Genomic DNA, 13,268 nt, shown 5'->3' on the forward strand with positions numbered 1-13,268 from the left:
TGGCAAGGAAGATGGCAGCCGACCGCGCGATGGCCGTGAAGGCCGCGACAGCCGCGATGGTCGCGATGGTGGGTATGATGCGCCGCCGCGCCGCCGACCGCCGACCCAACGCCCCCCGCGCGATGACCGCGATTCCTTTGGCGGCCCCAGTGCCGGAGCCAGCCCCGATGGTGGTGGTGTTCCTCGCAAGCGTCGGCCCGCCCAGCGCCCGCCCAACCGCCCCGAAACGGGAGCCGATTGGAGCGAGCCGCCCGTGAGCCGATCGAGCCGTCGCCCCGCTGCTGACTCCACAAGAGTTGACCCCACCCGATCAGAGGAATCTTGGGGCGAAGATCGCTGGGAACAGCCCGATCGATCCCCTCGCAGTCGGCGCGATCGACCCAGCGGCCCCGAGGATCGCGCTCCCACGCGCAAGCGTCGTTCTGGCACGGCTCCCTTGGCCGATGAGCCACCGGTCAGCCGCACCAACTACGTTGACGAACCGCCCGCCCGCAAAAGCAGCTACAGCGATGGCTATGCCGCAGAGGTGGAACCCGCCGATAGCTACGTGTCCTATCAACCGATCGACCCGGAACCCACCGAAGAAGATTGGGATCGCTACGCCGACCAGGCCAGCAGTCGTCCGCCCCTGGATCTGAGTCCCAAGGACGAGGAAGGTGATGGCTCCCTGGGCAGCAGCCGTGACTCGGAAGCCCGTTTTTCCGACGGTAATGGCAGCGATCGCTACGAAGACGACTTCGATCGCCCCGTTAAGTTTGAACGCTAACCTCCAGCGAAACTTCCCCTAAACGCCCTTGTCCGTTTTGCGATCGTCCCTCAGATTGGGTCAACGGGCCCTAAGCCGGAGCGCGGTTGTTCTCAGCACAGCCGCCCTCCTGGTTGCTTGTGGCAACGGAGCCAACCTCAACATTCCCCTCACCCTCAATTCCCGCTATGCCGATGAGCAGCCCAGTCTCAGCGGCGATGGGCGGATGTTGGCCTTTGTTTCCAACCGAGGGGGCAACCGCCAGATTTTGCTATTTGACTTGCAGCAGCGCCGCTTCATTGAGCTGCCTCGGTTAAACCGCCGAGACGCGATCGCCGAGCAACCCAGCCTCAGCCAAACCGGTCGCTATTTGGTTTATTTGGCCAGCGACTACGCCCGCCCAGAAGTTGAGCTATACGATCGGGCGACGGGCCAGGTTCAAGTGCTCACCCAGGGCTATCGCGGTTGGGTGCGATCGCCCCGCATCAGTCCCGATGGTCGCTTTATTGTGTTTGAAAGCGGGGCCCGAGGCCAGTGGGATATTGAAGTGCTCGATCGGGGAACCAACATCGAACTGGATTTGCCAGAAGGACAACCCCAACCCAGCACGGAACCCTAGCACTTCTCAGTTCTCAACCCTACAGGCTGGGGTCTGAGATTCTGGTTAAAGATTCTGGTTAAAGATTCTGGCTAAAGATTTTGGTTGAAGAGTTGGATTGAAGACCCTGGTTGAAGAGTTGGATTGAAGATTCTGGTTGAAAATTTGGAGAGAAACGCTTGGGTGAAGCTCTGGGCCTGAAATGGGTTTCTAGGCCCGGGTTTGCTGGCGTTGAATTTCGTACAGCAGGAGCGCCGCCGTCACTGACACATTCAGGGACTCAACCCCCGGCGCAAGAGGAATGCGCACAGCCGTATCCGCCTCAGCAATTAGCTCCGGAGAAAGACCCGCGCCCTCGTTGCCCAACAACACCATCACGGGTGATCGCAAATCCGCCTCCCAATAGCTGAGGTCGGCCGTGGGTACTGTGGCCACAATCTTGAAGCCCTGTTGCTTCAGGTCACGCACAGTCGATCGCAAATCTTCCGCCACCTGCATCGGCATTCGGAACCACTGACCCGCCGTGGAGCGCAGCACCTTGGGATGATCCAGATCAACGCTGTCGTCACTTAACCAAATTTGGTCACAACTGGCCGCCGCCGCAGCCCGCACGATCGTGCCCAGGTTCCCCGGATCCTGAAGCCGTTCCAAGCCCAGGGCAATTTGGAGCGATCGCTGAGGGGCGATCGGGCAACGTTGGGCCACCGCCACCACCCCGTCCGGGTTCACCGTGGTAGCAATCGCTTGGAGCACTGGCTCGGCCACCAGCTCGATCGGGGCGTGGGCCGCCGCCCGCGCAAAATCCGCCGGATATTTTTCTTGCCAAGTGGGTGTGCAACAAACAAAATCGAGGGAATAATCCACTGCAATTGCTTCTTGCAACAGATGAGTTCCCTCGATTAAGAATTGATTTTCTTCGCGTCTTCCCTTGGCTTGATGAAGCTTTTTAAGCTGCTTAACCAGTGGGTTTTTGACGCTTGTAATCATGTTGGCGTTTAAGATGCGGAACCCGGGACTTGAACCCGGAAGTCCTTGCGAACACAAGAACCTGAATCTTGCGCGTCTACCAATTCCGCCAGTTCCGCTTGCGCGGAATCAATATTAGCACTTTCAGTCTGGAGCGCAACCCCTTTTAGAAATTTTTTTTGGATTTTTTTGAGCAGCATTGAAAAAGTGGGTTCCATGGCGATCGGATTGCCAGCGATCGCCCATGATCTTTGCTCCCGCTCCAGTACCCCTCAGACGCTAGTTAACCGCCTCCGAGGAGCATTGGCTCAGGTAATCGACCCGCCCCGTCCGATCTCCCTGACGGGGGTGCAGCTTGCTGGGAAAGTGCCAAAGCCGGAATTGACCGATCGCCCCCCATGCGTGGGTTTCGGGATCTGGAGAACATTGCCAGGGAAGTTGAGTTGTGTAGAATCTAAACGAAATTTGCATTCTCGCAACATTTCAGCTTGGCGCGCGTTTTTGGAGGACCACGGCCATAGTTTCCCCGTCTAGCACTTCCCCCCTCTCTGCTTCCCGCGAAGCGGATGAACCCATCCTCGAAATCGTGGGTGGTCAGCCACTCAGCGGCCATGCCTCAGTCAGTGGAGCCAAAAACTCCGCCCTCGTGCTGTTGGCGGCCACGGTGCTGTGCTCCGGAGAATGCCGAATCCGTAACGTGCCCTTGCTGGTGGATGTGGCGCGGATGGGGCAGGTGTTGGAAGCGCTGGGGCTGAAAACCCGCTGCCTGGGCGACACATGGGAAATTGACGCACGCCACATCAACCGCGCCGAAGCTCCCTATGAGTTGGTGAGCCAACTGCGGGCTAGCTTCTTTGCCATTGGGGCCCTGTTGGCTCGGATGGGCGAGGCCCGGTTCCCCCTGCCCGGCGGCTGCGCGATCGGGGCGCGGCCTGTGGAACTCCATGTGCGGGGTCTCCAGGCCATGGGGGCCGACGTGCATATCGACAGCGGGATTGTATTCGCCAGCATTCGCGGCAAGTCGCGCCTGACGGGGGCCCGCATTTATTTGGACTATCCCAGCGTGGGAGCCACGGAAACCTTGATGATGGCGGCCACCCTCGCGGAAGGGGAAACCATCCTGGAAAACGCCGCACGGGAGCCGGAAATTATTGATTTGGCGAATTTCTGCAACGCGATGGGGGCGAAGGTTCGCGGCGCAGGAACGGACACGGTGGTGATTGAGGGCGTGGAAAAGCTCCATTCCACTGAACATTCCGTGATTCCCGATCGCATCGAAGCGGGAACGTTTTTGGTGGCGGCAGCGGCCACACGATCAGACCTGTTGGTGGGGCCAGTGATTCCCGACCACATGAGCGCCACTTTGGCCAAGTTGGAGGCGATCGGGGTGCAAACGGCGATCGAGGGAACCAACATTCGCGTTTTCCCCGGCCATGGCCTGTTGGCCACGGATTTGGAAACCTTGCCGTTCCCCGGTTTTCCCACGGATATGCAAGCCCAATTCATGGCCCTGCTCACCCTCTGCGAAGGCAGCAGCACCATTACCGAAACGGTGTTTGAAAACCGTCTGCGCCATGTGGCAGAGCTGAATCGCATGGGGGCCAACATTCGGGTCAAAGATCGGGTGGCGATCGTCAAGGGCGTGCCGTTCCTGTCCGGTGCGCCGGTCACCGCTTCGGATTTGCGGGCGGGGGCAGCCCTGGTGGTGGCGGGCTTGGCGGCCCGGGGCAAAACCACGATCCGTGGCCTGCATCACCTCGATCGGGGCTATGAAAACATTGAGAACAAACTCCGCTCGATCGGGGCCAACATCCAGCGCCTGAATGGTTTCGCAGAGGGCGCAGTGCCCGCAGCCGTGAGCTAAACTCAAGCCAGAGCCAGGGCCCCGCGGCCCATCCTCCAAATCTTCCTTTTTCCAACACCATGGCTGACGGTTCCGAGCATTCCACCTCCCCAGCGCCCCTGCGGCTGTTGGGGCTGCGTGCCAACCAATTTCGACACCCCCTCGATTTGGCAGCGACCCAATCGCTCGATCGCTGGCCGGGGTTGGATTTGCTGGTGCGTAATTTGGTGGGCCCGATCGCGGAAGAGGTGATGTATCTCGAAAACATTGCCGCCAGCCTGTTGGTGGGGCCCCACCAACTGCCCCATCTGCACCACCTGTTGCAAGAGGCAGCCCAGCGGCTGGACTTGGAAGCACCGCAGCTTTACGTGCGCCAACACCCGGTTCCCAACGCCTACACCTTTGCCATGCGAGGGCGGCGGCCCTTCGTGGTCATTCACTCGGCCCTGTTGGACTTGCTCACCCCCCTGGAAACCCAGGCGGTGATTGCCCACGAGCTGGGTCATCTCAAGTGTGAACATAGCCTCTATCTAACCCTGGCCAACGTGTTGGTGTTGGCGGCGGGACAAGTGCCCGAGTGGGGACGGTGGTTCGCCCAGGGTTTGCAGGAGCGGTTGCTGGAGTGGTCTCGTTGTGCAGAATTCACCTGCGATCGAGCGGCTTTGTTGGCCGTGCAAGATCCTATGGTGGTGGCTTCGGTGTTGATGAAATTGGCGGGTGGCTCACCGAATCTTGCGCCCCTGTTGAATGTCGAAGCATTCCTGGCTCAGGCTCGGGCCTATGACGCGATCGACCAATCCCAACTGGGAGCTGCCCTCAAACGCGCTCGCACCGCAACTTTGACCCATCCTGTTCCCGTGTTACGGGCCCGTGAAATTGATCGTTGGGCCCACAGCCGAGAATATCGAGATTTGTTGCACCATTTTTCAAAAAATCCGCTATAATTGCAGAGCGCTACGGGCAAGTGGCGGAACGGTAGACGCACCGCACTCAAAATGCGGCGGAGAAATCCATGAGAGTTCGAATCTCTCCTTGCCCACTTTTGACTGATCAAATTAGAAATCAATCAAGTTGGAAGTCGATCAAACTAAGTCACTCGATTGATCAGATCACCCAACTGATCACTAAGTTCGTGATTGATTAAGATTGAATCAAGCAAGATCGAATTAAGCTCGGGTTGAATCGACCCAGGAAGCTTCCTAAATCAACATTTCGATCCATACTTTCGGTCTGTAACTTCAATAACTTCGATCCGTAACCCAGAATCTCTATCCGCTATTTCTGAAGCTGAGTCACCAAGTGAATTAGCTCCGGCAGAATCAGAGAATCTAAGGCAAGGCTAACCGCATTGCTCGATCCGGGCATCGAAAACACCAACTTTCCTTGGCAAACCCCAGCGATCGCCCGGGAAGCCATGGCCCGTGAGCCAACCTCTGCAAAGCTCAGTTGCCGGAGCAGCTCACCAAATCCGGGCAAAGTCTTGTCGAGCAACCGGGCGATCGCGTCGTAGGTTGTGTCCCGAGGCGCAATGCCCGTGCCCCCATTCAGCAACAGGGCATCAATATCCGGGCGTTGGCACAGTTGCAACACTGTTTCTGCAATCAGCGCCGGTTCATCCTTCAAAATCTGGTAGGTCACGATCGAGTGGCCCGCCCAGGTCAGGCGATCGCGAATCAGTTGCCCACTGCGATCGGTCTCAAAATTGCGCGTATCACTGACGGTGATTACCGCACAACGCACCTGAAGAGACTCGCGATCGGGATGGGGCCCCTCCAGGGACTGTGGCTGACTCATGGGCGATCACCCCCTCGGGCATGGTTCTGGGATGGTGGAATGGTCGGGCGCTGAGTGGCTAGGCGTAATCGAGTAGCTAATTGAGTAGTTGGGCGATCGCTAGCTGTCAGCCTTCGTGAAGCCCAAGCCGTTCGCTTCAGCGTAGCGATTCATAAACCGCATAAACCGTTCCCAATCGTTCTCCGAGGTCATGACGTAGTAGGCTTCAATGCCCGACGGCTGACCGTTAACAAACTTGCCTTTCACATCACGGGTCATCAACTCACCCTCTTCGTCGATCAGGTACATGCCGGTGATTTCTTGATCGGCGGATGCAGCCAACGTTTTAGGGTTATCAAAGATAAAGATGGCGCGGCCGTTGCTCCCATCACGCGATCGCGTCAAGCGGACATCAGGTACCACCTCTTCGTTAATGCCTCGGATGAATTGAATGACTGCCATATTGTTAAAACTGGTAGTTGAAGCGTGATGAACCGCCAAAAAGCGTCGTTCGATCATCGCACAAAACCTCCACCCCACCAAATGGGCAACCGCCGCCGATCGCCGCGCATCAATGCCTACAAACCCGCGCCTAACGACCCGCGCCTAACACCCGCACTCCAACGAGCACAACAGGATTGGTTATGAAACCTAACCGCAACTTGCTAACGAATCAAGCTTGGATTGCTCTGAGCTGTGCCGCCACCCTGGCCGGAGCGGGACTGGTGGCGACCCTGGCAGAAGCAGCCACCCCAGCGAACCCGGCCAAGGCCGCAGCTCCCGCCATTCAAGGAGCGATCGAACAATCCTGGGAAGGGATGCTGGCGGTTTCCCCCCGGGGCTTGGCCCAACACCTGCGGCAAATTGGCGCAAAAATGTATGGAGCCTACTGGTGCGGCCATTGCCAAAATCAAAAGGAATTATTTGGCCAGGCGTTCAACCAAATTCGCTACATTGAGTGCGACCCCCGAGGCCGCAACCCGCAGCCGCAACTGTGCGCACAGGCGGGAATCGAGGGCTATCCTACCTGGGAAATTCGGGGGCGAAAATATCCGGGTGTCCAGCCCTTGGCAACCCTGGCGCGACTGTCCAACTATCGTGGTCAGTAACTTTGCTATGGCCAGTAATTTTGCTGCGGCCAATGTTTATTACGGCCAATAATCGCCTGGTCAATGCTTGGATTTGGCCGTTCCTAGGCCAGGCCTAACTCCCGTTGGAGATGGTTCATGGATTGGCTGCCGATGTAGTTTTCGCAACAGATCACCTGCGGGGGACGGATGATGTCTTCTCGGTGCGCGGAAACGGCGGCCTTGACCTTGGGGAAGCTGTCCCGATCGCACCCGATATAGCGCACGGTTTTGACCAATGCCCCGAGCTTGTAGGTGTCGCTGGGGAGGGTGGTCATCACCAAAATTTCTTCGCCCCGGAAGCTATGGACAATCACTTCCGAAGCCCGCAGCCAACCGGGACTAATGCTGACCAGACCGATCCGCGTACCGGCCGGGAGATTCTTCACGAATTCAATTTCTTCGGCATAGTCATAAATATCCACGGGGATGACGCGGGCCGATTTGGGGGCGGCGATTTTTTCCGCATCGCCAATGAAGTAGCGGCTGGTGACCACGGTGGCGGAAGCGGTGCGATCGAGCGCGGCTGGCAAATCTTCCATGGCCACCAATTGCACGGGAATTTGCAGCGATTGCTCAATTTCACCGGCCATAATTTCGCCCACCCCCAAGTCTTGTTGAGGGGCGGTGACAATCACGCGGGCGCTGCATCGTAACCGCCAATCCACTTCCCCCAAAAACAGTTCCCGAGCGGTGCTGAGGCTGCAACCGGCTTCGATTAACCGATCGAGGCTTTGCTTCACCAGTTGATAGGCTTCGGGGTTCTTGTCAAAAACGGGCGATCGAAGTTGGGCCCCGCCTTCATGACCCAAGGCCCGCACGTAAATGCCAGAGCCGGGCTGGGCTTCCACTAGGCCGTTATCTTCAAGCTGGCGATAGACCTTGCTGATGGTGTTGCGATGCAAGCCCGTTTCCATGGCCAGTTGGCGGGTGCTGGGCAAACGGTGCCCCGGCGGAAACTGCCGCGAAGCGATCGCAAACCGAATCTGGTTAAACAACTGCGTGGATGCCGGAATATCACTGTCAGCTTGAATACGGAACCGAACCATAGCTAAAGCTAGAGCCGCTCGCTCAATGGGTTAATGAATAGAACAGACAACGGTAAGCGTAGGGGAGAGAGGCGTTGAAGAGGAGTGGTCACGGAAACCCTTGACCCAGCGTGCCGACCAGGATCCTTTCAGCGAAAAGGCGAAGAACTGACCGGAACAGGGCTGGTTTTGGGCTGATCTTGCCCCCCATCATACCCATGGAAATTCCAATCGGCCCGTTGGGTGGCACATCTTCCGCCAAGGAAGCCTGGCGCGATCGCCCGGAGAGACCCCGGCAGACCGGTGCAATTGTCCCAGGGTTGCGGCGACCGATCGGGGCATTGGGCCACAATTCAGACGTGGGGGGTTTCGCGGTTCGCGATAGGATAGGCTCTGCAAGGGGCTTATACGCTGTCTATTTCGCGTTTTTGTCTTGCGTTTTTTAACGATTTAAATGTCACGGTTTCAATGTCACGGATAGTCATGTGGGTTCGGGGTTTGGCACTGGGCAGCGCTATTGCTCGCTGGTGGGGACGACAGGGGCTAGCTCGGGCGATCGCCCTGCTGCTGTCCTTAACGATCGGGAGTTGGGTCTTGGGGGCCCTGCCAGCCCAGGCCACATTGAATGACGATAATTTTGATGGCAATATTTTTGCGCTCTATGCGGGCAACGGTTCTTTAGTTCCGCCTCGGGTGACCTTGGCCCAATCGCGGGAACGGCAGCGACCCACCCTGTTGGTGTTTTTTGTGGACGATAGCCGCGATTGCAAGCGATTTTCCTCCACAATTTCCCAGTTGCAGGCGTTTTATGGCAAAGCGGCGGACTTTTTGCCCATTGTGGCCGATTCTCTGCCCCTGGAGCCGGTAGCGGATCCACTGCAACCGGCGCACTACTACCGTGGCGTTGTGCCCCAAACGGTTTTAATTGATCAATCGGGGAAAGTATTGCTCGATCGCGCCGGTCAAGTGTCCTTCGAGGAACTGGACGATCGGTTCCGAGCAGTGTTTAACCTGTTGCCGCGCTCGGAGTCCGTGGAACTGCGCCGCCGGGAAGTGAATGAGGTGAATGTGGAATTGGTTCCAGAACCGGCCAAGCCGGCCTCCAAGGCGCAATCGACCAACCGCGATCGCTAAGGAGGACTGCTATGCCGGTGAATGATGACCTCGGGTTACTCGACTTAGATTCAGCAGAGTCAGATCATCTGAACATTCTCGAAACTCCGCCCCCGAGCGAAGCCACACCGCTCCCCGATCCAGACGTGATGTTGCAACTGTTGCAAGATCCGGATCCGGCCCAGCGTGCGGTGGGAGCCAGGGCGTTTTGTGAACTGCAAGACCCCAGAGCCAGCGAACGGCTGATTTTACTCATTAACGATGTTTGTCCGTTGGTGCGGATGAGCGCCGCCTATGCCTTGGGCCGCAACCCAGATCCAGAGGCGATCGACCCCTTAATTGGCCAACTCCAACGGGATTGGAATGGCTACGTGCGCAAAGGCATTGTCTGGGCCCTGGGCAATGGGCGCGATCGCCGGGCCTTGGCTCCGTTGGTGCAAACCCTGCAACGGGACATTGCGGCCGTGCGCCTGTGGGCGGCCAGTTCCCTGGGGCAAATGGGAGCCGTGGGTTATGAGGCGATCGTGGGGGCCGTGCCGCCGCTGATTGTGGCCCTGCGCCAAGATCCTGTTCCGGCCGTGCGCAGTAACTGTGCTTGGGCCCTGGGGCAACTGTGCCGCGACTTGCCCTCCAATGCGATCTATGCGGGAGCCGTGGATGGGTTGATTGAAGCCCTGGTGGAAGATCGCGAACTCGGCATCAAGGAAGACGCGCGATCGGCCCTCTTGAAGCTGGGAGATTCCCGTGCCCTGCAAATCATTGCGGAACTGGAGCAGGAAGGCTGGTTATAACCGAGCCGTCAAACTCACCCCTAAGTCGAATTCACCCCTCACGCGGAAGCCTAAACGGCCGCCTGACGGGTCTTCCCAACCAACAAAGACAAGGGGCTTCAGCCCCTTGCCCCGACGGTGATGCTGGCTTGACCTGTGCCCAAAAATCTTGCTCAGACCTCCCCTAAGCCAGGGGAGTGGTCTTGGGCTGAAAATCTGGACAGTTGATCGCCGCTTCTGACAGGGCTTCACTGGGACGGACGGGACATTTGAGGTGGTAGTCGCCCGTGAAAAAGGCACAGTCTGCACAGGGAATTTGGTGCAAAGTGCGCACCCGCGAAACGCCCTCTTGGGTGAAGCTGGCGATTGATCGCACCAGAACGGCCACCAAATACCAAGCCAACCCAAAGCACAGGGGAATCATCACCGTTTGGGGAATGTGAGCAACGGCCGCACGCAGCAAAAGACTGGCAATATCCATGAGCCAAAGGGGCGATCGAGCAAGACAGTTCCATCTTGCTCGATCGCCCCCAGGATCCTCAAGCGGAATTCAGCATGAACCGGATTAACCCAGCGAACCGGATTAACCGACATCCAAAACCCACAGACTCAGGTGATGGACTCAGGTTGTGAACTCAAGATCGCCTCATCAGGATCCACATCAGGAGCCGTCCGCAGGCAACCCCTTAGCCCCGATTGACCTGAGCCAAGATCTCATTCAAAATTTCCTGGGCCCCTTGGGCGCGCAGCTTTTGGGCCAACTCCGTGCCCAGGTCTTCAGCACTGGTGTGGGGGCCGCTCACGGTGTCTTGGATCAGTTGCTTGCCATCCACACTGGCCACCAGGCCCGCCAGGGTCAGGGTGTCACCCTCCAAGCTGGTATTCACCCCGATCGGGACTTGGCAACCCCCTTCCAAATCGCGCAGGAAAGCCCGTTCCGCCAAGCAGCGCCACTTGCTGGGTTCATGCTCCAGCACCTTCAGCACGCGCAAAATGTCCTCATCGCCCTCGCGGCACTCAATGCCCAAGGCCCCTTGGCCCACCGCATGGAGCGACACATCCGACGGCAACAACTGATCGATGCGATCGGCTAAATCCATCCGCTGCAAACCGGCCGCCGCCAAAATCGTTGCATCATACTCGCCGCTGTCGAGCTTCTTCAGCCGAGTATTCACATTGCCGCGAATGTCCTTGAAGCTCAGATGGGGGTAGTGATAGCGCAACTGAGCCAACCGCCGCAAAGACGACGTACCAATCACAGCGCCTGCGGGCAATTGGTCGATCGTTTTGCCCTTGTGTTGGGCATGGAGCACCACCGCATCAGCCGGGTTCACCCGTTCTGTCACGCAACCCAAGGTCAGCCCTTCCGGCAGGCGGGTCGGCAAATCTTTCAGGGAATGCACCGCCAGATCATAGATCCCGTCGCGCATTCCATCTTCCAACTCACGGGTAAACAAACCCTTGTCCCCAATTTTGGACAGGGCCACATCCAGCACCTTATCCCCTTGGGTTTCGATCGCGCAGACCTCAAACGTAATGTCCGGAAAATGCCGCTGCAATTCTCCTTGTACCCAGTGCGTTTGCACAAGAGCCAATTGGCTTTTACGAGAGCCGATGCGGATGGTACGGGTGGGACTAGCGACGGACATACGGTTGGAGGTCGGTTAACGAACGTTAGTTGCAATCCTCAGATTGTCTAGATCGGCAGTTGGCGGACGATCGAGCCAATCTGGCCACCCCTCAGCGCCATCGGGCGCATCCGGTTGGAATTTTTGTGGGACTTTGCTCGCTAACTGGGAGAAGCAAACCCGAGCATCCGGTGGGATCAGGCGCGGTCTAGCGTACCGTTCGGGCGCGATCGCGATCGAGCGATCGACATGTTCGTTAACAATCACCCCAGAGGGGATCAAGCCTCCAAAAATCTATCTCCCCAAAAATTCACAACCCAACCGAGTAGCGCGGCTGCCTTGATTCATGGGGCTAATGTTGCGGAGTCAGTCGTTATAACAAGATGCGCCAGCCCCTTGTTGCCGAGCGATCTGGCAACAGCAGTAGTTATTTGAATTGACCTGAGTTGATCTGAATTGATCTGAATTGACCGATCGAAATCAGCTCAAAATCCGCTTGCCGTGCTACTAGGGCAGTGTGGTCAGCACAAAGGCCGCCTGCTGCACCGCCAAATACATTTGGGTTGCTTCACTTTCTTCCAGGGTGATGGGATTGGCAAACTGCAACGACACCAAAGCCCCAACCGCATCGCGATAGATGGCTGGAATCACCACATGGGTTGCCACCCCGCCTTCTTGATAGAATGCTGTTCCGGCCAAATCCGCATTCGCCGCCGCATTCAAACACACTTGCAGCTTTTTCTCAGCGATCGCCTGTTGGCTGAGCGGATCACCCACCAGAGAAGCAGCTCCCACTTGGCCGCTGTAGTTGCCCAGTTGCGCTTCTTGCACGAGCTGAATGGTGCAGCGATCGGCCTCGAACCGTTCCACAAACGCCGTCGCCAGCCGCTCCGCACAAATCTCAAACGTGCCGCTGTCGGCCGCGGCCAAAATTGCCGCCAACAGTTGCATCTGCGCCTGGGCCCGTTCCAGCTCGATCGAACGATTCTTCAAAGAATCGTAACTATCGGCTGCCCGTTGCACCACGGTTTTCAACTCATCAGGATCCCAAGGCTTGGTGATGTACTTATACACCTGTCCTGAGTTAATCGCCTCCACCAGATCTTCCACATCCGTGAAGCCCGTCAAAATAATCCGCACAGTGTCTGGAAACTGGGGCACGGTTTTACTCAAAAACTCCGTTCCCTTCATCTCCGGCATCCGTTGATCGGAAATGATGACAGCCACTTCCCCTTCCTCGGCCAACAGTTCCAAGGCTCGGGCCCCGCTTTCGGCCTTGAGCACGTTGAAATCTCGGCGGAAGGTGCGATAGAGCAAGTCGAGATTATCTGGCTCGTCATCGACGACGAGCATCTTGGGTTTGGGGGGACGGCGAGCGCTTTTCAACTGTTCGCGGAGGCCTTCGAGGTCAACGATGAGTTTGTTCATAGCAAGTGGGGTGCATCAGGGGCAATAGGGTGCGATCGCGATCGAAACAGGATGCATCACACCTCCCCTAGGGGCCTGATTAATGGCGGGCAACCAACCATCAACCGGCTTGCAAAATACGGCGCAAAACGGGTTGCGGCAATCCAGAGAGCATTTTGACATACTCCTCAACCGCCGCGGCCGTTCCGGGAAACACCGGGCAGCCATTGCCCCAAAATCATACCCCCTCAGTCCTAGCATGAATTCCGG

13 protein-coding genes, 2 tRNA genes and 1 pseudogene are annotated in these 13,268 nt (G+C 57.6%); 8 read left to right on the forward strand and 8 right to left on the reverse strand.

Annotated features, from left to right (window positions below):
* Positions 1-766 (forward strand): annotated as a pseudogene (locus AMR42_RS20180) (hypothetical protein); the annotation flags it as partial.
* A gap of 109 nt (positions 767-875) precedes the next feature.
* Entirely contained in the window at positions 876-1,364 is a 489-nt protein-coding gene (locus AMR42_RS03515; RefSeq protein ID WP_347278316.1) for a biopolymer transporter Tol, read from the forward strand.
* Positions 1,365-1,553: 189 nt separating this feature from the next.
* On the opposite strand, the gene AMR42_RS03520 is transcribed toward AMR42_RS03515, so the two are convergent.
* Positions 1,554-2,330: an RNA methyltransferase gene (locus AMR42_RS03520; RefSeq protein WP_099532092.1), complete on the reverse strand. Its 777-nt coding sequence runs from the start codon at positions 2,328-2,330 to the stop codon at positions 1,554-1,556.
* Positions 2,331-2,344: 14 nt separating this feature from the next.
* Positions 2,345-2,428, reverse strand: a tRNA-Leu gene (locus AMR42_RS03525).
* A 467-nt stretch (positions 2,429-2,895) separates the two neighbouring features.
* Here AMR42_RS03525 and murA point away from each other — a divergent pair.
* From murA to AMR42_RS03540, 3 genes are all read left to right on the forward strand, one after another.
* Positions 2,896-4,173: a UDP-N-acetylglucosamine 1-carboxyvinyltransferase gene (murA, locus tag AMR42_RS03530; protein ID WP_347278309.1), complete on the forward strand. Its 1,278-nt coding sequence runs from the start codon at positions 2,896-2,898 to the stop codon at positions 4,171-4,173.
* Positions 4,174-4,232: 59 nt separating this feature from the next.
* The gene (locus AMR42_RS03535) at positions 4,233-5,096 is read left to right on the forward strand and encodes a M48 family metallopeptidase (protein ID WP_099532094.1); all 864 of its coding nucleotides are present in this window, start codon (positions 4,233-4,235) and stop codon (positions 5,094-5,096) included.
* Positions 5,097-5,110: 14 nt separating this feature from the next.
* Positions 5,111-5,191 (forward strand) — tRNA-Leu (locus AMR42_RS03540).
* A gap of 236 nt (positions 5,192-5,427) precedes the next feature.
* Here AMR42_RS03540 and AMR42_RS03545 read toward each other — a convergent pair.
* On the reverse strand, positions 5,428-5,946 hold the full coding sequence (locus tag AMR42_RS03545; RefSeq protein WP_099532095.1) for a molybdenum cofactor biosynthesis protein B: 519 nt from the start codon (positions 5,944-5,946) through the stop codon (positions 5,428-5,430).
* A gap of 99 nt (positions 5,947-6,045) precedes the next feature.
* Entirely contained in the window at positions 6,046-6,387 is a 342-nt protein-coding gene (psb28, locus tag AMR42_RS03550; RefSeq protein ID WP_099532117.1) for a photosystem II reaction center protein Psb28, read from the reverse strand.
* 182 nt (positions 6,388-6,569) lie between these two features.
* Here psb28 and AMR42_RS03555 point away from each other — a divergent pair, with 182 nt between their 5' ends.
* Positions 6,570-7,034: a hypothetical protein gene (locus AMR42_RS03555; protein WP_099532096.1), complete on the forward strand. Its 465-nt coding sequence runs from the start codon at positions 6,570-6,572 to the stop codon at positions 7,032-7,034.
* A gap of 83 nt (positions 7,035-7,117) precedes the next feature.
* On the opposite strand, the gene AMR42_RS03560 is transcribed toward AMR42_RS03555, so the two are convergent.
* On the reverse strand, positions 7,118-8,101 hold the full coding sequence (locus AMR42_RS03560; protein ID WP_099532097.1) for a GntR family transcriptional regulator: 984 nt from the start codon (positions 8,099-8,101) through the stop codon (positions 7,118-7,120).
* A gap of 462 nt (positions 8,102-8,563) precedes the next feature.
* On the opposite strand from AMR42_RS03560, the gene AMR42_RS03565 reads away from it, so the two are divergent.
* Both AMR42_RS03565 and AMR42_RS03570 read left to right on the forward strand, forming a co-directional pair.
* A complete protein-coding gene (locus tag AMR42_RS03565) occupies positions 8,564-9,214 on the forward strand; it encodes a thylakoid membrane photosystem I accumulation factor (RefSeq protein WP_199858077.1) in 651 nt (216 codons plus the stop codon).
* A gap of 11 nt (positions 9,215-9,225) precedes the next feature.
* Positions 9,226-9,984: a HEAT repeat domain-containing protein gene (locus tag AMR42_RS03570; protein ID WP_099532098.1), complete on the forward strand. Its 759-nt coding sequence runs from the start codon at positions 9,226-9,228 to the stop codon at positions 9,982-9,984.
* A 163-nt stretch (positions 9,985-10,147) separates the two neighbouring features.
* On the opposite strand, the gene AMR42_RS03575 is transcribed toward AMR42_RS03570, so the two are convergent.
* The 3 genes from AMR42_RS03575 to AMR42_RS03585 form a co-directional block, all read right to left on the reverse strand.
* Positions 10,148-10,444, reverse strand: a complete 297-nt coding sequence (locus tag AMR42_RS03575) for a hypothetical protein (RefSeq protein ID WP_190354752.1) — start codon at positions 10,442-10,444, stop codon at positions 10,148-10,150.
* A gap of 205 nt (positions 10,445-10,649) precedes the next feature.
* On the reverse strand, positions 10,650-11,612 hold the full coding sequence (hemC, locus tag AMR42_RS03580; protein ID WP_099532099.1) for a hydroxymethylbilane synthase: 963 nt from the start codon (positions 11,610-11,612) through the stop codon (positions 10,650-10,652).
* Positions 11,613-12,098: 486 nt separating this feature from the next.
* Positions 12,099-13,019 carry a response regulator gene (locus AMR42_RS03585; RefSeq protein WP_099532100.1) on the reverse strand — a complete coding sequence of 307 codons (921 nt, stop codon included), beginning with the start codon at positions 13,017-13,019 and terminating at the stop codon, positions 12,099-12,101.
* Between the last annotated feature and the right edge of the window lie 249 nt (positions 13,020-13,268).

Origin of the sequence: Limnothrix sp. PR1529 (assembly GCF_002742025.1) — a bacterium.
Classification (GTDB): Bacteria; Cyanobacteriota; Cyanobacteriia; order CACIAM-69d; family CACIAM-69d; genus CACIAM-69d.

Coding starts and splice junctions, on each gene's coding strand:
- AMR42_RS03520 (WP_099532092.1), bottom strand. CDS start 2,330: ATGATTACAAGCGTCAAAAACCCACTGGTTAAGCAGCTTAAAAAGCTT.
- AMR42_RS03535 (WP_099532094.1), top strand. CDS start 4,233: ATGGCTGACGGTTCCGAGCATTCCACCTCCCCAGCGCCCCTGCGGCTG.
- AMR42_RS03545 (WP_099532095.1), bottom strand. CDS start 5,946: ATGAGTCAGCCACAGTCCCTGGAGGGGCCCCATCCCGATCGCGAGTCT.
- psb28 (WP_099532117.1), bottom strand. CDS start 6,387: ATGGCAGTCATTCAATTCATCCGAGGCATTAACGAAGAGGTGGTACCT.
- AMR42_RS03555 (WP_099532096.1), top strand. CDS start 6,570: ATGAAACCTAACCGCAACTTGCTAACGAATCAAGCTTGGATTGCTCTG.
- AMR42_RS03560 (WP_099532097.1), bottom strand. CDS start 8,101: ATGGTTCGGTTCCGTATTCAAGCTGACAGTGATATTCCGGCATCCACG.
- AMR42_RS03565 (WP_199858077.1), top strand. CDS start 8,564: ATGTGGGTTCGGGGTTTGGCACTGGGCAGCGCTATTGCTCGCTGGTGG.
- AMR42_RS03570 (WP_099532098.1), top strand. CDS start 9,226: ATGCCGGTGAATGATGACCTCGGGTTACTCGACTTAGATTCAGCAGAG.
- AMR42_RS03575 (WP_190354752.1), bottom strand. CDS start 10,444: ATGGATATTGCCAGTCTTTTGCTGCGTGCGGCCGTTGCTCACATTCCC.
- hemC (WP_099532099.1), bottom strand. CDS start 11,612: ATGTCCGTCGCTAGTCCCACCCGTACCATCCGCATCGGCTCTCGTAAA.
- AMR42_RS03585 (WP_099532100.1), bottom strand. CDS start 13,019: ATGAACAAACTCATCGTTGACCTCGAAGGCCTCCGCGAACAGTTGAAA.